This window comes from Oceanobacillus senegalensis (genome assembly GCF_900176885.1).
In the GTDB taxonomy this organism is placed as follows: Bacteria; Bacillota; Bacilli; order Bacillales; family Amphibacillaceae; genus Oceanobacillus; species Oceanobacillus senegalensis.
The window spans coordinates 3,083,529-3,105,333 of sequence record NZ_LT839648.1; the positions used below are offsets into that span (position 1 = coordinate 3,083,529).

The 21,805-nt window shown below is 35.6% G+C and carries 25 protein-coding genes and 1 pseudogene; 6 read left to right on the top strand and 20 right to left on the bottom strand.

What is annotated here, in order from left to right; genetic code table 11:
* Window positions 1-69: 69 nt before the first annotated feature.
* From CAO17_RS14860 to acpS, 9 genes are all read right to left on the bottom strand, one after another.
* Entirely contained in the window at window positions 70-1,083 is a 1,014-nt protein-coding gene (locus CAO17_RS14860) for a PP2C family protein-serine/threonine phosphatase (protein ID WP_085993421.1), read from the bottom strand.
* 83 nt (window positions 1,084-1,166) lie between these two features.
* On the bottom strand, window positions 1,167-1,574 hold the full coding sequence (locus CAO17_RS14865) for an anti-sigma regulatory factor (RefSeq protein ID WP_085993422.1): 408 nt from the start codon (window positions 1,572-1,574) through the stop codon (window positions 1,167-1,169).
* 4 nt (window positions 1,575-1,578) lie between these two features.
* Entirely contained in the window at window positions 1,579-1,935 is a 357-nt protein-coding gene (locus tag CAO17_RS14870) for an STAS domain-containing protein (RefSeq protein WP_085993423.1), read from the bottom strand.
* A gap of 5 nt (window positions 1,936-1,940) precedes the next feature.
* Window positions 1,941-2,810 (bottom strand): RsbT co-antagonist protein RsbRA, encoded by an 870-nt coding sequence (locus CAO17_RS14875; RefSeq protein ID WP_085993424.1) that lies wholly within the window; start codon window positions 2,808-2,810, stop codon window positions 1,941-1,943.
* 603 nt (window positions 2,811-3,413) lie between these two features.
* A complete protein-coding gene (locus CAO17_RS14880; RefSeq protein ID WP_085993425.1) occupies window positions 3,414-3,773 on the bottom strand; it encodes a type II toxin-antitoxin system PemK/MazF family toxin in 360 nt (119 codons plus the stop codon).
* Between the two features lie 4 nt (window positions 3,774-3,777).
* Window positions 3,778-4,062 (bottom strand): CopG family ribbon-helix-helix protein, encoded by a 285-nt coding sequence (locus CAO17_RS14885; RefSeq protein WP_085993426.1) that lies wholly within the window; start codon window positions 4,060-4,062, stop codon window positions 3,778-3,780.
* Window positions 4,063-4,670: 608 nt separating this feature from the next.
* Complete coding sequence (locus CAO17_RS14890; RefSeq protein ID WP_085993427.1) at window positions 4,671-5,726, bottom strand: LolA family protein; 1,056 nt, start codon at window positions 5,724-5,726, stop codon at window positions 4,671-4,673.
* A 41-nt stretch (window positions 5,727-5,767) separates the two neighbouring features.
* Window positions 5,768-7,291, bottom strand: coding sequence for an NAD(P)H-hydrate dehydratase (locus tag CAO17_RS14895; RefSeq protein WP_085993428.1), 1,524 nt, complete (start codon window positions 7,289-7,291; stop codon window positions 5,768-5,770).
* 57 nt (window positions 7,292-7,348) lie between these two features.
* The gene (acpS, locus tag CAO17_RS14900) at window positions 7,349-7,702 is read right to left on the bottom strand and encodes a holo-ACP synthase (RefSeq protein ID WP_085993429.1); all 354 of its coding nucleotides are present in this window, start codon (window positions 7,700-7,702) and stop codon (window positions 7,349-7,351) included.
* A gap of 372 nt (window positions 7,703-8,074) precedes the next feature.
* On the opposite strand from acpS, the gene CAO17_RS14905 reads away from it, so the two are divergent.
* Window positions 8,075-8,839 carry a rhomboid family intramembrane serine protease gene (locus CAO17_RS14905; RefSeq protein ID WP_085993430.1) on the top strand — a complete coding sequence of 255 codons (765 nt, stop codon included), beginning with the start codon at window positions 8,075-8,077 and terminating at the stop codon, window positions 8,837-8,839.
* A gap of 51 nt (window positions 8,840-8,890) precedes the next feature.
* Here CAO17_RS14905 and cshA read toward each other — a convergent pair whose 3' ends face one another.
* On the bottom strand, window positions 8,891-10,357 hold the full coding sequence (cshA, locus tag CAO17_RS14910) for a degradosome RNA helicase CshA (RefSeq protein ID WP_085993431.1): 1,467 nt from the start codon (window positions 10,355-10,357) through the stop codon (window positions 8,891-8,893).
* 430 nt (window positions 10,358-10,787) lie between these two features.
* On the opposite strand from cshA, the gene CAO17_RS14915 reads away from it, so the two are divergent.
* Both CAO17_RS14915 and CAO17_RS14920 read left to right on the top strand, forming a co-directional pair.
* On the top strand, window positions 10,788-11,699 hold the full coding sequence (locus CAO17_RS14915) for a DMT family transporter (RefSeq protein ID WP_085993432.1): 912 nt from the start codon (window positions 10,788-10,790) through the stop codon (window positions 11,697-11,699).
* Window positions 11,700-11,724: 25 nt separating this feature from the next.
* Entirely contained in the window at window positions 11,725-12,579 is an 855-nt protein-coding gene (locus tag CAO17_RS14920; RefSeq protein WP_085994511.1) for a DegV family protein, read from the top strand.
* A gap of 94 nt (window positions 12,580-12,673) precedes the next feature.
* Here CAO17_RS14920 and CAO17_RS14925 read toward each other — a convergent pair whose 3' ends face one another.
* Both CAO17_RS14925 and CAO17_RS14930 read right to left on the bottom strand, forming a co-directional pair.
* A complete protein-coding gene (locus tag CAO17_RS14925; protein ID WP_085993433.1) occupies window positions 12,674-13,360 on the bottom strand; it encodes an alpha/beta hydrolase in 687 nt (228 codons plus the stop codon).
* A gap of 173 nt (window positions 13,361-13,533) precedes the next feature.
* Complete coding sequence (locus CAO17_RS14930) at window positions 13,534-13,929, bottom strand: YppG family protein (protein ID WP_179151969.1); 396 nt, start codon at window positions 13,927-13,929, stop codon at window positions 13,534-13,536.
* Between the two features lie 142 nt (window positions 13,930-14,071).
* On the opposite strand from CAO17_RS14930, the pseudogene CAO17_RS14935 reads away from it, so the two are divergent.
* Window positions 14,072-14,332 (top strand): annotated as a pseudogene (locus CAO17_RS14935) (5'-nucleotidase C-terminal domain-containing protein); the annotation flags it as partial.
* Between the two features lie 199 nt (window positions 14,333-14,531).
* Here the strand turns inward: CAO17_RS14935 and CAO17_RS14940 are convergent.
* From CAO17_RS14940 to CAO17_RS21440, 6 genes are all read right to left on the bottom strand, one after another.
* Window positions 14,532-15,263, bottom strand: a complete 732-nt coding sequence (locus CAO17_RS14940; protein WP_179151970.1) for a PepSY domain-containing protein — start codon at window positions 15,261-15,263, stop codon at window positions 14,532-14,534.
* 182 nt (window positions 15,264-15,445) lie between these two features.
* Window positions 15,446-16,831 (bottom strand): HAMP domain-containing sensor histidine kinase, encoded by a 1,386-nt coding sequence (locus tag CAO17_RS14945; RefSeq protein ID WP_085993437.1) that lies wholly within the window; start codon window positions 16,829-16,831, stop codon window positions 15,446-15,448.
* Window positions 16,828-17,523 (bottom strand): response regulator transcription factor, encoded by a 696-nt coding sequence (locus CAO17_RS14950; RefSeq protein WP_085993438.1) that lies wholly within the window; start codon window positions 17,521-17,523, stop codon window positions 16,828-16,830. The genes CAO17_RS14945 and CAO17_RS14950 overlap by 4 nt, the downstream gene beginning before the upstream one ends.
* 239 nt (window positions 17,524-17,762) lie before the next feature.
* Entirely contained in the window at window positions 17,763-18,083 is a 321-nt protein-coding gene (locus CAO17_RS14955; protein ID WP_085993439.1) for a thioredoxin family protein, read from the bottom strand.
* Window positions 18,084-18,174: 91 nt separating this feature from the next.
* Window positions 18,175-18,990 carry a DUF368 domain-containing protein gene (locus CAO17_RS14960; protein ID WP_085993440.1) on the bottom strand — a complete coding sequence of 272 codons (816 nt, stop codon included), beginning with the start codon at window positions 18,988-18,990 and terminating at the stop codon, window positions 18,175-18,177.
* Between the two features lie 129 nt (window positions 18,991-19,119).
* Window positions 19,120-19,269, bottom strand: coding sequence for a hypothetical protein (locus CAO17_RS21440; RefSeq protein WP_218775572.1), 150 nt, complete (start codon window positions 19,267-19,269; stop codon window positions 19,120-19,122).
* Window positions 19,270-19,548: 279 nt separating this feature from the next.
* Between CAO17_RS21440 and CAO17_RS14970 the strand changes: the two genes are divergently transcribed.
* Window positions 19,549-19,731: a hypothetical protein gene (locus CAO17_RS14970; protein WP_085993442.1), complete on the top strand. Its 183-nt coding sequence runs from the start codon at window positions 19,549-19,551 to the stop codon at window positions 19,729-19,731.
* A gap of 58 nt (window positions 19,732-19,789) precedes the next feature.
* On the top strand, window positions 19,790-20,644 hold the full coding sequence (locus CAO17_RS14975) for a dimethylarginine dimethylaminohydrolase family protein (protein WP_085993443.1): 855 nt from the start codon (window positions 19,790-19,792) through the stop codon (window positions 20,642-20,644).
* Between the two features lie 16 nt (window positions 20,645-20,660).
* Here CAO17_RS14975 and CAO17_RS14980 read toward each other — a convergent pair whose 3' ends face one another.
* Both CAO17_RS14980 and treR read right to left on the bottom strand, forming a co-directional pair.
* Window positions 20,661-20,933 carry a YkvA family protein gene (locus CAO17_RS14980; protein WP_085993444.1) on the bottom strand — a complete coding sequence of 91 codons (273 nt, stop codon included), beginning with the start codon at window positions 20,931-20,933 and terminating at the stop codon, window positions 20,661-20,663.
* Between the two features lie 67 nt (window positions 20,934-21,000).
* A complete protein-coding gene (gene treR / locus CAO17_RS14985) occupies window positions 21,001-21,720 on the bottom strand; it encodes a trehalose operon repressor (RefSeq protein ID WP_085993445.1) in 720 nt (239 codons plus the stop codon).
* Between the last annotated feature and the right edge of the window lie 85 nt (window positions 21,721-21,805).

Sequence of the window (21,805 nt, forward strand, 5' to 3'; positions counted from 1 at the left end):
ATATGATTCATAAACTGTCCTTTTAATTCGTATTATTGTACTTCTTTTTTTACCCTTTTTCATTTAAAGTTAAACTACTTTCCTAAGAATAATTAATGTAAAGTCATCTCTCAATTGAAAATCCTGTAATCGCTCAAAGTATTTAAAAACATGGTTTACGATTTCCTGCGCTGTATTGTCTTTATGTTCCTGGATCACATCAAGCACTTCCTGCACTTCAATAAAGCGGTTATTATCCCTACATTCCGTAACTCCATCGGTTAAGAAAATCACCATATCATTTAAATCCATTTCGAGTTCATATTCTTGATAATCGACATCCGGCATAATACCAAGGGCTAAACCTTTTGTCTTTAACTCTTCAAATTTACCTTCACTTGCACGATAATAAAAACCTGGCTCATGTCCTGCAGAAGAAAATTTCAGCTTACTTACGGATGGGAAGTATTTTGCGTAAATCATGGTAATAAACATGCTTGGGTCCACATTTCTTTCCACAACACGGTTAAGATTCTCTAGAATTCCATTGGTATTCATTGATTCCTCTGGATAACTATCAATGGCATATTTAATCATCGACATACACAAAGCTGCAGGAATCCCTTTTCCAATAACGTCAGCAATGGCTAACCCTAGTAAACCACTTTTACCCCTAACAAAATGATAATAATCCCCATTCATTTGATGCGCAGGGGTACTAATAACACCAATATCTAATCCGTCAATGGTTGGCACCTCTGTTTTTAATAGGGTATTTTGCATTTCCGCAGCAACGGAAATTTCCGATTTAATAGCAATTTGCTGTTCCTTTAATGCTTGAATCTCTTGCTGTTTTACTCCATAGGATATCATTGCTTCTAATAAGAAATTCATCGAGTGTTTGATTTCCTCTGCTAAGCTTGGATATAACTCAACTAATGCCTGAATATGTAAATTAACTATTTCCTCTGGAAGAATATTATTTTTCAAGAATGACTTACTCATCATCTCTACCCCATATAATGAGCGTTCATCTTGAGTCATAATATAATTTTTTAATAGGTTTTTATAATTCTCTATACTTGAATTAACCACTTTACCCATATGCTTCCTCCTATTTTCCAATAGAGACATTAACCAGATATGGAAGAGTGTGCACTATAAAAGTACACACCCCAAAATTAGCCTCATTGACGAACCCATTTATTTGCAATAATAGTCGTTCCCTCACCAAGTTCTGATTTAATGACAAAATCATCCATAAGACGTTTAACACCAGGAAGTCCAGCACCAAGACCACCAGATGTTGAAAAGCCATCCTGCATGACCTCTCCAATGTCCCCTATACCTGGACCAGAATCCATTGCTTTTATACGTAATCCTTTTCTTTCCATACTTTCTATTTTTTCGAAATGAACTTGACCATTCTTTGCGTATAAATATATATTGCGAGCCAATTCTGATACAGCTGTTGCAATTCTTGCTTGATCAACCGTTCCAAAACCTAAGGATTTTGCCAAGTCCCTAGCAACATGCCTCGCTCCAACAATATCCCATTCTTTTTGTATGTTTACATAGGAAGACTGAGAATTCATCTACTCAATCCCCCAATTCCTGATGCAATTTAATAAGACCTTGCTCTAAATTCAATGCAGTTGGTATATTCTGTAGATGTATCCCAAGATCAATTAATGTCATTGCAACAGCTGGCTGTATGCCAGTTAAAACTACTTTCGCCCCCATAAGACCAGACATAGCTACCACATCACCAAGAACCTTGGCTATAAAGGAGTCTATTATTTCTACTGAGGTTAAATCGATGACCACTCCTGATGCGCCTGTATTATAAATTTTATCTAACAAATCTTCCTGAAACTCTATTGCTGTTTTATCATCAATCTCTGTTTGAATAGAGACTAATAGATAATCATGCAGTTTTAATATAGGTATGGGCATAGAGTTCACTCCCCTTGTAAAGATTCAATCAATTTTTCCATGCTACTTTCTTTCTGATTCACTTGAACTACTTTTCTATTTGTAATCTCTAGGGCAGACATAAATCCTTTTTTCAATGAGCTTTTCGTGGGGAAATTTGTCAAATCGATGCCTAAGTTCACAATCGTTTGTGCAATTTCCGGACGAATTCCAACAAGAATACATTTCACACCTGTTAAACGTACCGCTTCCGCTGCTTGTATAAGATGATGCGCAACCATTGTATCAACAACAGGAACACCTGTAATATCAATTAATACAACCTCTGAATTATGGAAAATGACTCCTTCAAGAAGACTTTCCATGATTAGCTTTGCTCTGTCTGTGTCAATTGTCCCAACGAGTGGCATGATGGTTATTCCCTCTATCACGGGAATAAGTGGTGCAGATAATTCCTGCAGGGCAACACGCTGGAGTGAAACAATGTTTTCCCAATTACCGGAATACTCATTTACTAACACTCTAATAATAGGTTCTATCCAATAATCAACACTCTCTAAAACATTTGATATGTATTCGGTATCTATATTATCTGACTGTCTAAGTATAAAATCTATGGTAACGCGTCGAAATACTTGCAACCCATCTGTTATATAACTTAATGGCCAACCTAGTGTAATAATTTTCTCGGAGAACGTTTCTAACACATTCGTCTTTCCATTATCCTTTATACTAAAAAAAATAACATCAACAAATTCTCGATTCGTACTCTCATATACATCATCCGAAATGGTTGCAGTACGATTTTCTTCCTTCAATGATGCTATTTCCTTTAACCACATATCAATAATCGTATCACTATTCTCTAACACAATATGTTTGAATTTTGAATCCATGAACAATCCTCCGCCCTATCACTATAAATAAGTTACAAATATTGTTTCATAATACTATATTTTCTGCAAACAAATTATATTAATCACCTGCGTTATTATAGCATGAATAGAAATGAAATTATAAGGGACCTTTATACCAATCGAATGCTTCCTATTTTGCTTTGGACAGGACTATAATAAGTAATTGTAGTTCACTATTTACTATGTCTATTCAGAACAAGCATAAAGAATGTATTTTCTAGTTACGGTATAAAGTGAATCTTCAATCACTAGGGGTTTCAACACACACGGACGTGCTAGTGTCTACGGTGGGGCGAGTAATCGCAGTCCTAGGACGCCCGAGTTTTTGTCGGCTTCCGCTATAACAAAGGGGCAGTTTATCCCCCCACCTAAAAGGATTCATTTTTCCTCCATTTTTAAGGTGGGGGGATTACTGCCCCTTAACCTGCGATAAATTCTATAAGCTGTTCAGAAATTAGCTTTTTTCGTCCTCTATCATCATAAGATGACATAACATGTCATGTTGACTACCCCAATCATACAACAACAAATATCAGCCAAAATAAAAATACCCATTCTCCTATACTAGAGAAGGGTACACCTTTATCCATTATAAATTTCTTTTAATCCAAGACTTATTTCTACCGCCTGGTTTATCTTTTTCATCATATCAACATCTAATTTAGTTATCCTGTCTGTTAATCGTTGCTTGTCTAATGTCCGAATTTGTTCTAACAATATAACTGAATTACGATCAAACCCATATTTTTTCGCATCAATCTCAACATGGGTTGGTAATTTAGCCTTTTGAATTTGCGCAGTAATAGCAGCAACAATCACAGTCGGGCTAAATCGGTTTCCAATATCGTTCTGTAGGATCAACACTGGGCGAACGCCCCCCTGTTCTGACCCAACAACAGGTGAAAGATCGGCGAAATATACCTCGCCTCTTTGAACGATCAAAATGTTACACCCCGATCACAGTGCGTTTAAAGGTGACTTCGGCCTCTTCTTCAGCTTGAAAAGCCTCCGAAGCAATTGTTAGATTAATGCGGCCCATTTCTTGATAACCACGTTGCATCGATTCTCTAAATTGTTGAATGTGTTCATCCTTTTTATGCTGCAAGTAATTCCTTGTAGCCTGACAAATGAAATCACTGAGGTCACTATTTTCATATTTCATTAATCCATCCACCTCATTTAGTAGGTTTGTTGGTAATTTCACCAATACTTCTTGTAAACTCTCTGACAAACCAATGCACCTCCGCCAACTGTTGAACGTTCTATAAAATGTCTCTTATATAATAGCATTGAATTTCTCCGTTTGCAAAGGGGTCTGGCGTTTTTTTGAAAAAAAACTTACATTTTGTCGTTTTACACATCCCGAAAGAGGAAATAAGTAGAAAAACACCTATTTCATCTGTTTTTCTTATACTTAGAACTTTAAAAGTTTACAGCGTCGAATAATTACCTTACTAAAAGTATATAATTTCCTAGCGGATAATACAACTATACACATATAAATGCACTCCTGTAAACTATATGCAATAATTGAAAATTAATGCATTGTAAATGTAAAAAATTGTTTATTATGGCATGAAATATAGAATACATACTCATTTGAGATTGGTTTTTCTCAAATTATAGACCTTCCCTCACCTTTATCAGCCCTTACACAATTTATTAGCTTCCTTCCAACCAATTAATCAACGTTTCCTCTCTTTTTTCAGCGTTTCTCTCTTCCCTCTTCCTTTTTACCATGAAAAGCACATTATCACTTTGGAAATACCCACAAGTACTTTTAAACAAACAAAAAAGCAGACCCCCTCTCCATGTGCGAGTCTGCTACATATATTCATGTTACTTCACTGCTTTTCCTTGAACGGATTGTGCCACTTGAACTAATTCTTCTCTTGTCAATTCTTCACTAGCTAATGTAAAGTCAACCCCATTATAGCTCCATTCTATCTTATTATCACTTAAAGCCCCAATGGCATGACCTAAATTAACAATATCCCCCTCTACTTCCTGAGGAGCATTCAAGGTTGGAACAGAATTTCTATTTTCCTGTACTAACGTAAAGTTCTTTTCTCCATCAAACGTTACAATAACTCTTTTACCATTTTCTAGATCCACTTCTCGCTTTTCCATCACTTCAGCACCTGCTGTATATTCCGGCATAATTACTTCCAAAACATTTTCAGATGGGTCAGTTGAAGCTGGAGAACTTGCATCTTCCTCATCATCTTTGGAATCTTCTTCTCCTTTATCTTTAGATGACATGTTTTTCTCCATAGAAAAGTCATCTTCGTTAAACGTTGGATTCATCTCAAAGCTAGAGAATTTAACCTCAACTAGAGGATTTGAATCTTTATCAAGAACCTTCACTAAAGTAGGTGTGTAACTCTCTTTGTCAAAGTAGATTTCTTGGAATGGCAGGTTATTATTACTTTGATAGTTAGTTTTAGTTTTAAATATATAGGCATTTTCTGTCGTTTCGAAGGTTGCTTCCGGATCTGCTACAACATCCTCAACAAGTGATTGATATAAATATGGCTGACTTCCATTGTCAGGCCATTCGGTTTGAAATTTAAAACTCTTGTCTAAGGCTGGTGTTAAAACGAAAACACCCTCATCATTTTTTAGAATGATTTGACTACCTTTCTCATCTGTTTTACTGGAGAGGGCAACACGATAAAAGTCTTCTTTTTGATGCCATATATCAATCGTAAAATTTTGTTCTTCTTGACCAGTATTCATAACCATCTCTGCTTGAGATTTATATCCAGTCATTTCTTCTACATTCTGTTGCAATTCCTCTACGACATCTTCCTGAGACTTTTCACCACATGCTGCTAACACGAAAACAGTTAAGCCAAGAATTAATAGTTTCCAACTAAAATTAAGTTTTCTCATATACATGTCTCCCTTGTCTAAAACATCAGGGAACATTATCACTACACGTGAGAAATAGTACGATAAACCTTGGGAATTCCATTAATAACATCTGTCGCCATTAAATCATAGTAAGTGTTTTGCTCTTCTATCTGCATATCCGCCGACTTACCATGAAGATAACAAGCGTTACATATGGAATGAAGGATGTTCTCATGTTGCATGATCATGGCTAGGATTATGCCGGTTAACACATCCCCACTTCCACCCTTTGCAAGTCCTTGATTTCCTGTGCTATTAACCATCTGAGTTCCTCCAGGTGTCGTAATGATGGTATGTTTCCCCTTCAATACAACGAAAACATTATATTCCTTTGCAAACTCCAAGGAGTACCGAAATGGTGCTAATAGCAACTCTGAAACAGTAATGTCTAATAACATAGCCATTTCGCCGGGATGTGGTGTTATAACTGTAGGAGCCTGTCTGTTTTTCACGTCCAGTAGGACAGATTTCAAGTGAAAGAGTCCGTCAGCATCAAGAATTACAGGACAATTTGCCTGGTTGACAATACTCCGTACCAGTTCTGTTGTTTGAGCCACCCTGCCCATTCCAATGCCTAAGCCAATTGCATGATAATTAGAAGTCTGGATAGAATTTACATTTGTTAAGAAACCATCTGTTTCTGATAATGTATGAAACGTTGCTTCTACACTGCGAGAAGCTATTACTGGGAAAATTTCTTTCATGGTGCCTGCCGTAATTAACCCTGCACCTGCTTTTAGTGCTGCTTCTACCGTCATTGTAATCGATCCAGGCATTTCTGCACTTCCACCGACTACTAAACCTTTGCCATGATTACCTTTATGGGCATAAACTAATCTTTTAGGAAGTGTTTCTTTAAAAGACGCTTCAGCCCAATGTTTTCGTATAGCAAACTTCTGAAAGGCTTTCTCCGGAAATCCAATCGAAACAACCTCCCACTTGCCATATTTCGGTGCTGTTGCTTGTAGGAATGCACTAAGTTTAGCTGCACCGATTACAAATGTATAATCAGCTTGTACACTAAGGAAATTATCCTCTCCTTCATCTGCAGGTAATCCAGAGGGAATATCAACAGAGATAATCTTAGCAGTAGAACGGTTTACCTGTTTTACCATTCCGGCTAACGGCTCGCGTAATACCCCTTTCACACCTATTCCTAACAGACAATCTATGACTACATCTGTTTTAGAAAGAAGTTTTTCCAAATCCCGCTCCGTTTGAATGGAATCGATGGTTAAACCGCTTTTTAATAAAATGTTCTTATGATAGCTAGCATCCCCAGTAATTTTCTCATCCGGCACAACTTGTACCGTTTTAACAGAGAAAGAATCCTCCCACAATGTCCTTGCAATCACAAATCCATCTCCACCATTGTTCCCTGGGCCTATTAAGACAGTAATAGAGTCAGACTTCTTAATTATTTGCTTGACTTTTTCACTTACAGCCCTGCCGGCATTTTCCATTAAGATTTTTCCATCCATTCCAATGTTATGCATTGTATAATGGTCAATATCGTACATTTCTTTTGCAGTGACAATATACACTTTGTTCCCTCCTGCTGCATTAAAATATATGAGACAAACTAGTCAATTATGCAAAGGTTATTCTTCAATAACTACTTGAGCTACAGCATATTCCTTACTGTGTGTAATGGAAATAAAGATTTTTTCCTTTTTAAAATTCTTGACATGGATTACTGGTGCCCCGAACTCATTCGGTAATACCTTCATATCCTGAAAACTTAATTTCCCAATTCCAGTTCCTGTTGCCTTTGCAAAAGCTTCCTTTGCTGCAAATCGCCCCGCAGCAAACTCTACCCTTCTCCTTTCCCTTGTTAATTGTTCATATAACTGTCTTTCTTCATTTGTAAGAATTCGCTCAATGAATTTATGGTTTTTTACACTTTTCTGAATGCGATGTAATTCAATTATATCTATTCCAATACCTTTTATCATTCTCTATTCCCTTTCTCTTGCATTATGTAATCGTAGCTATCATTGGTCATATGATCTAAACTTAAGTATTATAATAGTAAAGTAAAATTGGTTATGACACATTAATCTGTATTATGCGCTGTAACTTGATAAGAAATATTGTGGTTTTTAACAATGAATTATTTATTAATTGGTTAAATATGGGAAAATAAATTTTCTTCTATTATAAATGTTGATTGGAGCGAAGAACAGTCGACTCCTTAAAAATACAAATCAATTTTCTAAAGTACGTGACGAAATTAACACGCAAAAATTAAGTTATATCGCATCATCCAACCAAGAAATAGCCACAAAATGGAAGATTAAATTTTTGGAAGGAGGGAAACCCTCAATATGTTTTTGCGACATGAACGAAGCATAAAGGAATTCATGGAAAATTACCCGATTGTTTCAACTTTAGTGATTATTCACCTTGTACTGTGGTTAATCATAGACTTCCTAGCCTTACCCTTTGGTATAGCTATAGAAAACTGGGGCATTGGAATGAATTTCTTGATTGCAGAAGGACAATACTGGCGTTTATTTACCCCTATTTTCCTTCATGGTGACCTTATGCATGCTATCTTCAATTCATTTTCTCTTGTTTTATTCGGACCTGCTCTTGAGCAAATGATCGGTAAATCAAAATTTCTACTGGCGTATTTTGGTGCAGGTATCATTGGGAATATTGGTACATTTTTCTTTGGACCACTAAACTATTGGCACTTAGGAGCATCTGGCGCCATCTTTGGATTATTTGGTATTTATATATTCATGGTCATGAACCGAAAACATCTTATTGATCAAGGTAGCGCCCAAGTCATTACTACCATATTAATTATTGGCCTCATTATGACATTTTTACGATCCGGAATAAACATTTACGCCCATCTATTTGGCTTTATTGGCGGGTTTATCATTGCACCACTTGCCTTAACAAATGCTAGACCCTACTTCCCATGGAGAACCAAGAGACGTTATTACCGGGATGACGATATCCAATTTGATCCAAATCGTTGGAAAAAGAAAAGATGGGTTCCAGCAAAGGTTAGGAAAAATTGGCTATTGATTCTTATTGGGATTCTTGCTGCAATTGGACTGCTTAGTAGAATCTTTTAATACCAGAAAACGCAAAAATCGCTCAGAAATTCTGAGCGATTTTTTAAAATGTTATTTACTTCGATTTCGGCTCTTTTGATAATTACCTTTACGGTTACGTCCTCCTTGGTTTCGGCCACCTTGATTCCGGCCTCCACGTCCACCGTAGAATCGCTTTTTACCTTTCGATTTTCGTTTATCACCCTGAGCTTTTTTTACACTGATTGGGGCAACAGAAGAAATTTTAACAGGAGTATCCTTCCGTTCCTTCGTCAACAGCTTCATAGCAGCAGCAATTACGGTTACTGAATCATGCTCTTGCAATAATTCCGTTGCAGCCTCATGATAATCCTTGAGATCCTTACGATTAATCGTTCTTTGCAGCTTATCGATGGTTGCCTGCTGCTGTCCTCTTTGTGCATCCTTATAAGAAGGAGGCATTAATCGTTTCATTTTGCTTTTCGTTACTTTCTCAATTAAATGGAGATGTGCCATTTCTCTTGGTGTAATGAAGGAAATAGCTTCTCCTGTCTTACCGGCTCTCCCTGTACGTCCAATTCGGTGAACATAGCTCTCCGGATCCTGAGGTATATCAAAATTGTAAACATGCGTTACACCAGAGATATCTAGTCCTCTTGCAGCAACATCTGTTGCAACTAATACATCTAGTCGTCTATGTTTAAATTTATTTAAAACAGACATACGCTTCCCTTGTGTTAAATCACCATGAATCCCTTCTGCTCGATAACCTCTAGCCTGTAATCCCTCTGTGATTTCATCTACTCTTTTTTTCGTTCTAGCAAAAACAATAGCTAATTCCGGAGAATTAATATCAAGATGGTTGTTTAAGGTTTCAAATTTATGTTTTTCCGGGATTTCAATAAAGTATTGTTCAATATTTTCTACAGTCATTTCTTTCGCTTTTACTTTTACTTCTTTCGGGTCATTCATTAAGTTCGTAGCAATATCCCGAATTTCCTTTGGCATAGTTGCTGAAAAAAGCAATGTTTGATGTCCTTCAGGAATATTTTTTAAAATTTCTCGAATGTCATCGATGAAGCCCATGTTCAGCATTTCATCCGCTTCATCTAAAACAGCAACTTGAACCATACTAATATTAATTGTTTTTCTTCTCATATGATCAAGTAATCTTCCTGGGGTTGCAACCACAATTTGTGGGCCATCCTTTAATGCACGAATTTGTCGTTCCATATGCTGGCCACCGAAAATTGCCAGTGCACGAATTCCTGTGAATTTCCCTATACGATTTAGTTCCTCAGCAACTTGAATAGCAAGTTCCCTCGTGGGTGCGACAACCAGACCTTGGATTTTCCGTTGTTTTGCATTGATTTTTTCAATCATTGGAATTCCGAAAGCCGCAGTCTTCCCTGTACCTGTTTGCGCTTGACCAATAACATCGTTACCTTCTACACCGAGTGGAATTGTTTGCGCTTGTATTGGTGTTGCTTCTTCAAACCCCATATTATTTAAAGCTTTTAAAATTGGGGATGAAACACCTAACTCATTAAATGTAGTCACCTAATAGTCTACTCCTTTTTTTGTGAAAATTTCCGCTAAAGAGGCCTATATAATTCTTATACTTTATTTATAAATAGTTTTTCCTGTAACAGATAAACTTATAATCATCAAAGAAACGAATCCTTTTTCCTATCAATTGTTAAAGTACAAAAAGGCGTAACCAATATTTGGTAAGAGGCCTCTAAAATACGCATAGTTAATCTTACCACAACTAAGACCCTTATATCTACTTGACAGTTTCGTGATTTTTCCTATTCAACATGGTAAAATATAACTTATTAATCATATTATGCCCAAATACCAACTCTTTTACATATCTAATAGGGGAATGACTTTTCCTTTTTACATCCCTTATAGTTAATTTGTTCTTTGTCTACAATAACCAAAGAACAAAAACCTAAACATTTAAACAACGGAAAGGGAGGTAAGCATGCGTATTCCTCCATTCAATCCATATATAACTTTAATAATAGGAGTTCTAGCGGTAGCCACCTCGGCTATTCTTGTTAAATTAGCAGATAATGTACCAGCAGCAATAATAGCCAATTATCGTCTTCTTTTTGCTTTTTTCATTATTTCCCCAATTGTATTAACCAAATATATACATGAATTTGGAAATATCAACAGAAAGGGTTGGCTATTTTCTATCCTAGCAGGTATTTTTTTAGCAATTCACTACCTGTTCTGGTTTAAATCACTTGATCATACCTTTGTTGCAAATTCCATTGTATTTATCATGCTTCAGCCTATTTTCACTTTTGTTGCCACTTGGTTATTCTCAAAGGATAGATTCTCATCTGGGATTGTTATTAGTATCGTTATTACACTGTTTGGAAGCATTATCATTGGATGGGGAGACTTTCAAATCAGCCATGCAGCCCTTTTTGGCGATTTTCTAGCTATATTGGGGGCAATAGCAATGACTTTTTACTTGCTGTCCGGCCAACAGCCACAAAAGAAATTATCATTATTAACCTATACTTTTATTGTATATGGCGTAAGTTCCATCGTACTGATATTATATAATGTAATGGTTCAAAACCCATTAATCGGTTATAGCCCGGAGTATTGGTCCATCTTTTTAGCGTTAGCCATATTACCGACTTTTTTTGGACACATCCTATTTTATTGGTCACTAAAGTGGTTAGGACCATCTACCGTTTCAATGGCGACGGTGTTTATTCCGATAACCGCAACGATTCTTGCCTTTTTCATATTAGGAGAACAAATTACTTGGTCCCAATTATTAGGTGGAACAATTATAATCTTTGGATTATTTTTGTTCATTTTAAGCACATCACGAAAATCCAATGTTACGATTTCAAAAAAAGAGAATAAATGAAAATGTGAATGGAGCAGGTGAAACCATGACTATTCAATTAATGACAGATAGCAGTGCCGACATCCCTCACCGTCTATATGACGAAGTAAATATACAAGTGGTGCCATTGTATTTACATTTTAGCGATGGTGAATATAATACAGAACAAGTAAACCTGTCTAATTTCTATAAAAAAATTAAGGAGTTAAAAGAATTACCACGTTCAGCAGCACCAAGTCCAAATGATTTTTACGAAACATACAAGACAGTAGACCCAAATAAACCTATCCTGATGCTAAGTCTTTCGAAAGGTCTTAGCAGTACCTATGAAAATGCAGTGGCAGGGAAAAATCTACTATTAGAAGAAGAGCCTGACCGAAAGATTGAAGTGATTAACACAAGAACGGCATCATGCGGAATTTCTCTGTTAATCCACGAAGCAAGAAAGAAAATAAATGAGGGTTATTCATTTGATCAACTTGTCCAACATATGCATGAACGAGTGAAACAGACAACCACTCTTTTTGTATTGAAGACATTGGAAAACCTAGTTATTGGTGGCAGATTGGACAAAATGAAAGGAAAGCTTGCCAAGACGTTAAACATCCGTTTGCTTATGCGGGGCAGTAATGAAGGTACCATTGAAGTTGTAGAAAAAGTTCGGGGAGATAAAAAGTCCATCCGAAAATTTGTAGAACAAATTGGTGAATATACGAAAAGTGTAGAAGACAAAGTCATTTCTATGTCACATGGTAATGATGAAAATCGAGCAAAAAAAATTTTAGAAGAAATCAGGAAAAAGTATGCATTTAACAACTCCCTCCTTTCAGAAACGGGCCCATTAATATCGACCTATGGTGGAGAAGGAGCCATTGTTATTGCCTTTTTTAACGATTATTAAAGAAATGACTCAGGGGAAAAGAGCACACCTGATACAGCAGAGGAGTTTACCCTCTGCTGAAAAAATACTCTTGTCTGAGCCTTTTACAATTCCTTTATTTTTGCAAAAATTCATAGACCATTTTATTTAAAATATCTTTATCATCACCAAGGCAGATTAAATGTTTCGATTGTTCAAATAAGACTAATTCCTTTTCTTCGGAATGAATTTCTTTATCTAAATCATAGACCGTCTTATAGGGAACCATGCCATCCTGCTGTCCCTGGGCAATTAAAACAGGTACTTTTACTTCACCTAAATATGGCTTTGTATACTTTACTAGTTTCATAAATTCTATATTCGCCTTAACTGGAACCATACCCAATTTATTTTTATAATGAGTGTATAATTTATTCTCATTTAATATACCTTTCACACCATCTCCTACGACTTCCCCAATATCATGTGCAATTTGCCGAAATGATAAGTATTTTCTGGATGGAGCTAATAATACTAATTTCTCTATGTTATATTTTGCAGCTAAATAAGCAGCAATCATCCCCCCCATGGAAAAACCGATAAGGTAAATCGTTTCATATTGGTCCTTTAGCTTTTTTAATGTATATTCTGCTTCAGTGATCCATTCTTTATAAGAAACATCTTTTAAGTCCAATTCACGCCCATGTCCAGGTAAGGTTGGAACCTCAATATGCCAGTTTGTCTGTTTACGTAAAAAATCTGCTAAAGGATTGACCTCATACGGACCTCCTGTAAAACCATGTATAACTAAACAGCCTATCATCTTGATTCACCTCTTTCTAATGAGATTGGCTCTACGTTCAATACTTGTACTATTTTTCTATAGTATGGACAAATAGCACATTCATACTTCCAATTATCCTAGAAAATATAAAATTTTTCTTCCTTTTTGACTATAGGTAGAAAAGGGAAGCTGATTTAACTCGCTATCCTTAATCAGCTTCCCGCTCTAAAGTTCTTCATAAACGACCCAAATTGCTGAACAATTGGAGCTACTTGGTGATACGTACTTGCAAGTTGACCTACTGTAGTGAGTACCTTATCAAGATCTAATTGACCGTTTTCCTTTTGAAATGATGACATCATATTTGGTGGCATTTGTTGTTGATTTTGAGCTTGTTGCGGCTCATAAGGCATGTTATTAGGCCATGTCATTGGTTGCTCTGGTTTTTGAAAGTATTCATAAGGATTGGAATTTGCATTTTCTGATAATGGAAATTGTGGAGGCTGTGCTGATGGATAATTCATCTTCTGCTGTGGCATAAACGGAAAATTCATATGGTTATATGGCTGTGGTTGATTTTGGCGATAATAGTAGGATCCATAATGCATGCTAACACCTCTTTTTTCTATATGGCAAATCCCCATAGAAATTCCCTAATTGGGGGCCTACATTTCTTTTGCTTTATATGCATTAATAATTTATGCAAAGCGGGATAAATGTGTGTAAAGATACGAAACAAGTTATCTCTTTCATATGAAAAAGCCAATTGGTTCAAGAATAGAAGAAATTACTTATCAAGGGAACCCTTTAATAGAATCAGAAACATATCATGTCGTTTTAAATAATTATCGAGCAACAGGTGGCGGAAATTACGATATGTTTAAAAGGAAACCTGTTGTCAAAGAAATTCAAAAAGACGCCGTTGAATTAATTCGCGAATACCTTGAGAAGCATCAAACCGTAAAAGCCTTTGTAAAGAATAACTTTCGAATAATGCCGAAACAACAATAGAGTGTAATCTAAACTGTGTAAGTAGAAGAGCGTACGGCTTCTACTTATCAGTTTAGATTACACTCACACACACTTTATCTTATAAACCCCAACAATATAAGACTTTCCCGTAATGGCACTTTAACTTACATATGTCTACGTACTAAAAGGCTGGGACACTTTGGTTATGTCCCAGCTCTATTTGTTAATTGTCTACATATTAATCATCTTCATCGTCTTCGTCTTCATCGTCTTCTGTTTCAATTTCTAATACAAGAACCTTACCTGTATAAGCATCAATCTCAATTCCCGCTTCTCTATTTCCATTAGCCATTTCTATTTCATATATTAAGCGGTCATCATCGTCATCTAAATCAAGTTCCACTATCTCACCTGAAAAATTATTCAATGCAATTTTTTTTGCTTGCTCCACACCAATAACCGTTTTCTTTGGAGTGTCTTTTTTATCTTCATTCACAGCTTTATCTTTACCGTCATCCTTGTTCTCTTTCGCTTCCGTACCCTTATTCGATGCATCTTTATCAGTTGCTTTTTCGGTTTTCTCGTTATTGTTTTTACGTTCACTAGTATTTTTGTTATCAGGGGTTTTCTCCACGATTTCTATCTTTTTATTATCCGTATCATCATTAGTAGAACCTTTTTGTTGAGTAACTTTTTCCTCTAATTTTAAGACTTCGCCATTATCACCGTCAATTTTCATTTCATATTCTCTGTCTTCCAGTTCCATTTCTACCTCATAAACCGTACTCTTTCCTTTTCTTTCTAGCTCTAATTCTGTAATGTTTCCAGCGTACTGATCTAATACTTGTTTACGGATATCTTCTTTACTTAACTTAGGATCCGCATTAACCACACCAGACTGGGAAAAGGCAAACCCAATTAATCCTGCTAAAGACATCGCTGCAATGGTTGCAATTACCTTCTTCTTCAATTTTTCAATACCTCCTGATTTATTTGTTACCATCAGTCTATACTTACTTCATGAAAGGAGGATGTGACAATGATTAGAATTTGATTAGAAATATGTTAATCTATGTGAACCTTTAATTAGTAGTGGGGCGTTCATTCCTCACCTATAAAAATTTGTTTTCTCTATTTATAGATTCCTATTTATCAGTGCTCCCTCGCTTTTTCCAGCGCTTTTTCTTCATGAACATGGAGCCTAAGTGTAAACGTTGATCCTACACCAAGTTCACTGTTTACCATAAGATCACCATGATGTATTTCTGCTATCGTTTTAGCAATGGATAATCCTAATCCCGTTCCTCCTGTATCCCTGCTTCTCGCTTTATCTACACGATAAAAACGGTCAAAAACTCTTTTCTGATCTTCTTTCGATATTCCTTGTCCATAGTCTCTAACTTCAAAAAACGCTTCTTCCTTTTCTTGAAAGACACAAACATCAATTTCCCTATCACTGTACTTCATTGCATTCTCGATTAAGATATAAATAATTTGTTCTAATTGCCCCCGATTTCCTTGAACAAATAATACTTCTATATCTTTTTTATACTTTATTTCTCTACTATACCCCCCGCGGAATGTGGTTACCGCCTCGTCAATTAATTCAACAAGATTTATTGTATCATTTAACTCAACTTGCTTATTTTTTGCGAGGGCAAGCATTTGCTCAACTAGCTTTTTCATACGATCTGCTTCGGAATCAATCGCACTGACTGACTCCTTAAAAATATCCTGATTTAAATTTCCCCTACGATCCAGTAATTGAGCATAGCTTTTAATTATTTGTATAGGGGTTTTTAATTCATGTGAAGCATCTGACACGAATATTTCCTGTTTCTCATAATTTTCCTTTAAATGCTCAATCATTTTATTAAAGGTTGATTCCATTTCATAAATTTCGTCTTGTGATCGATTTTCCATACTGATTTTCTTCCAGTTTCCTTGCTTCATATTTTCCTTCATCGTTTTAATCAGATTTTGAATCGGAGTTAATAAAAAGCGACTTAACACCGAACTAGCAAAGATTACTGGAATGAGTACAAGGATGGATAATGTTCCTAAAACATATAATAATGTTCGCATTGTCCCATACAATGTTACAAGTTGATTCGAAACTTGAATCGTTACCACTTCACCTGCATGTTCACCGCTCTTCCAAATGATTGGTTTATCAATCACCGCAATATCAGGTCCATTGTTTCCAGTAACAATTCGCTGTGATTCTGAATTAGTAAAATGCAATGGAAGACTTAAATAATCATCCTTTCTTGTTTGCTCTAGTTGCCATGTTTCGTTTTCAGAAATAATTCGGATCATTCCATTTGCTGGTAAATAAGCTTTCATTAAATCACTGGGATCTACTGCCGGGTTTTCATTTAATGTGGTAATAACATCATTTGTTACCATTTCTAACTCTTCCAACTCTGCATTTGTACTCATCTTATAAAATAGGAAATAAATAGAAACATTTACGATTAATATTAGTACAAGCATAAACAAACTAGAGAAAAGCTGAATTTTTGTTCTTAATTTCATCGATTTATATCCTTTATAGTATATCCAACTCCTCTTACCGTTTGGATATAGGCTATATCATATCCTTTATCTATTTTCTGCCGTAAATAGCGAATATAGACATCTACCACATTGGTCTCTCCAAAATAGTCATATCCCCAAACCTGCTCAATTAATTGTTCTCTGGTCATCACAATATTTTTGTTTTTAAGTAAGCATGCCAATAAATCAAATTCTCTAACAGTTAAATCCACAGATGTGTCTGCACGCATTACCTCACGCCCATCTAAATCAACGATTAAATCTCCTACCGAAAGTTTATTTGTTGCATGTTCTTGTTTCATTTTTGGTTTACGCAAATGAACCCGAATCCGAGCTAATAATTCTTCAATCTGGAATGGTTTTGTTATATAATCATTCGCTCCCAGGTCCAAACCACTAACCTTATCATAAATTTCATCCCTTGCCGTTAGTAATAGTATGGGTGTAACCTCATCGGATTTACGAATTCTCCTCAGTACTTCTAACCCGCTTAATTCTGGAATCATGATATCCAGTAACACTAAATCCCAATCCTTTTCCTTCATTAACCGGAGCGCATCCTTGCCATTATCAGCAACCTCTGTGCTATAGTTCTCATATTCTAACTCAAGCTGCAATACTCTACTGATTTTCCTTTCATCTTCTACAATTAATATATTGGTATCACTCATATTTTCACCTGCTATCCCAATCTTTCTACATTTATTATACAAGGTAAGAGGTTCTATTACGACACTACGTTTACCTTATTTTCTAACAATTGTTTATAAAAGGGCATTAACCTTTTATTCTTCATTGAAGGAAAGCTAAAGCAGCCTATCTACAAAACTAGATTAACTACCTCAACCCCATTTCCCTCCTACTAAAAAAGAACGCCCATCCTTTTTCAGGTGAACGTTCTCCCTTTTTATTAACCTAGTTGCTGATGAAGAAATTCTGTTACAGACTCTGGCGTTTTCGTATATGCACTGTGTTGATGGGCTAATTTCTCACCTTTTTGAAAAATAAGGATACTAGGAATCCCCATCACTTCATATTCTTGAGCAATACCTTCTATTTCATCCGTATTCACTTCATACCATTCATAATTTTTGAATTCCTCTAAAATACCGTCGATAAACATATCCATCCGTTTACAGTCTGGACACCAATCTGCAAAGAACTTTACTATTACAGGTTTTTCACTTTGAATAACCTCATCAAATTTTTCTTGTGTTTGAATATGTTCCACTATACTCGCCTCCATTTAACTTTCTCTATTAAATTACCTGACCCATAAAGCTATTGTACCCATTCTTTTTCCAAATGTCTTTCCCTTTGCTTCACTCTTCATATTCTATCCGACCAAGTAAATAGGCTGCAAATAACCCTACAGCAAAAGTTACGACACTTAGTAGTAACATGGAAGTAGTTGTAGGCCATCCTGGAAATACAACAAAAACCGAGCCAATCACTAGCCCAATAATGATAGCAAATGTCCCTGTGTAATAATTATTTAAAAAGAAGTTGATTACCTTACTCATTACCAATATTCCAAGTACAATACCAATTCCTGTCACTGCAATAATATCTAATTGTAAATTACTAATCGCAGAAATAATGGTTGCATACACACCAATTAGAAGTAACATGAAGGAACCACTGATTCCTGGAATAATCATGGCACTACTAGCAATAAAACCAGAAAAGAATAGTAGTACATATGTAGAACCTGTCACGTCTTCTATAACTGTTCCTTCATTTGGATTGAAGAAAGCCATGGACGCTACTACTACAATCCCAATCACTAGTAATACATAGTGATTCCCTTTGAAAGCATACTTTGCATCAGCTTTATAGAATAAATAAGGTAGCACACCAAGAATTAAACCTAAAAAGAAAAATTTAGTCGGTCCTGGATAATGTGCAAACAGCCATTCAATGACATTAGCCAGTAAAAAAATCGCCGTGAGGACCCCAACCCCTAAGGGTATTAAAAATCCAAGGTGTTTTTTCCATTCTTTACTTAAAAGTCCATTAATAGCTGCAATCAAGCGGTCATATATTCCAAGAAGCACAGCAATCGTTCCCCCACTTACCCCTGGAATAACATCACTTACACCCATAATCAAACCTCTATAAATATTCTTCCATTCCATCCAAGAATCTCCCCTATTTCACAGATAGCATTATCATATCAAAAAACACTTGAAAATTATAGATTAAACTGCCTACTGTAATCAGCTGTTATTAGGATGAGGTAGCACTTTATTTAAGAAGGTTGTCCCCTACCTGTCATGCATATGCAACAAACCTATAGATATGATTTGTCTATGAAATTGCATTATATCCACACTGTTATAAAATAGAAATGTAATAGGAATAAAGATGCTCTCCTTTGTTTGATTCGCTTCCTTTATTGGTTGATTTTCAGCCATTCTGGGGCATTTGTTTAACACTATCCATCCCCATCTTACTATGGTTGTTATATGTTTTCCTTTAAGGAATGCTCCTAAAGCACTCAATATGAAACATTTTCCTGATTGATTCATAACAATTGTTGCAGACTAATAAAAGAAGGTTCTTTTATTATGGAAATTATCATCTTATACCGTCAGTTTGACGAAATTTGCTATACTAATTATGTAATAACACGTTCTGATTATTAAACGAATATAAATAAATATTATTAAAGGATTTTTTTAGGGGGATTTATGATGAAACGCTACCTTACATTAGTGTTTATCTTACTTAGTCTATTTTTCGTGGCACTAGGACTTGGCTTAGATTTATATTGGAGTGGAATTGCCGGTTGGGGGCTTGCTTTTATTAGTCTCATATTCGCTGCATACTATACAAAATATATACCAAACGATAAAAAAGAGAACAAGAGAAAATAAATCTTACACTTGGGATACGTTACCTATAAGCTTTCAAATGAATTGGAGGAAAAAAATCATGCAACCGTCAAAGAATAGTAAACCCAAAGTTCAATGTTTTAATGAATATGATGTATTAAAACAAGTGATTGTCGCTCCCCCACAATTTATGGAAATAAAAGAGGTAATTAATACAACACAGCGTCAATATTTCAAGGAAAATATTGATCGTGACATCGCATTAGAACAACATGAGCAATTTGTGCAAACCCTGAAATCAGAAGGGATAGATGTGGTCAAATTTGACGCCATTCCTAACTTAAACGAACAGGTTTACACCCGTGATATCGGCTTTACTGTAGGCAATCAGATTTTTGTTGCCTATCTTAAAAAATCATTAAGAAAACCTGAGAAAAAAGTATTAGTACAGTGGTTAAATGAACAGGAAATCCCCTATCAAAAAATCGACATAGAATCCATAGAAGGTGGAGATGTTATGGTTGATCAAGATAAGATTTGGGTTGGAGTGAGTGATCGTACTTCACAGGAGGCTATTCACCTTCTAAAGCAAAAACTCACCAAACATACCGTCATACCTGTCTCCATCCGAAAAAATATTCTACACTTAGACTGTACATTTAATATTCTTAGTAAAGACACAGCTATCCTCTACAGAGACGGTGTTGATAAGGATTCCTACCGTAAAATGAAAGAATCATATACATTAATAGAAGTTACGGAGAAAGAACAATTTACAATGGGTACCAATGTTCTTTCTATTGGGAATAAAAAAGTTATTAGTTTGCCTGAAAATCAACAAGTAAACAAGGAACTTACTCGGAATGGGTTTCATGTTATAGAAGTAGAGTTCTCTGAAATCATTAAATCTGGTGGGTCCTTTCGATGCTGTACCTTACCAATCATCCGAAACTAACTTTGTTATAAACTTTTTACAGTTTATGTTTTTCTTTCAAAGATTCCGGAGCTACTTTTACCATTTGTTGTAGTAAAAAAAGCGCTATAGATACATCATCAATTATTCCAAAGAAGGCCAGAAAGTCAGGAATAATATCAAATGGTATAAAAAAATAACCCAAAATGGTTACCAAGAAAAAAAGTTTTTTTGAGATTTTCACTTCACTAGAAACAAAAAAGTCAAATAAAAACGGAATAGATTTATGCAACTTTAATAGAAAAGATAAACGCCGGAAAAAGCGTCTCATTCTAACTTCACCTCTTAAGTTTAAATCGCCTATGTACATAGGCGATTTATTGCTATATTCTTGATTATTACCTTTTGACCCTCCTAGCAAAATCTACAAAACGAAACTTATCTGGGCGGTGCCTTGACTCAGAATATTGGAAAATGGTAGTATCCTCCAAATGTACATGACTTCTAATAACCACAATATTGGAGTATCCTTCTAAATCCAGCATTTCCCTATCCTCTTCAGTAGGCTCTTCTACCACAATCTCTTTTTGAGCAAAGCTAATGACCAAACCCAACTCATTTTCAATATACTTATAAATCGAGCCCCCACATGTTTCTTTACTTAACAATGGAACAATCCTTTCGTTAAAATAATCTTTATCCAAAAGAACTTTCTCTCCATTTATTTCACGAACCCTCGTAACATGCCATATTTGCTCATCTTTTTTTTCACCCAAGGTATTCTTGATTTCCTCTGATTCAGTATACCCTAAATCTTTTACGATGGTTTGGCTAGACATACCAAGCTCGTCTACTAGTTCGGTATAGCTTATAATACCAGAGACAGGGAATGAGAACTTATTAAGGTCAAGAACAACCGAACCTTTTCCACGAACTTTTTGAATATAGCCATTTTGTGCCAAAAGATTTAATGCTTTTCGTATCGTTTCTCTTGAAGTGTTATACATAGTGGTTAGTTCATTTTCTGAAGGTAATAATGTATTTTTTGGACAAACATTTGTTTGAATTTTTTTCGCCAAATCATGGTAAATGGATAAGTACTTCTTATTTCTCGCCATAATATACCTCTACTCTTTCATACTTATACTATATACTTTCTCTTATATAATAAGATTCCTCACACAAAGGTGAGGAATCTTATTA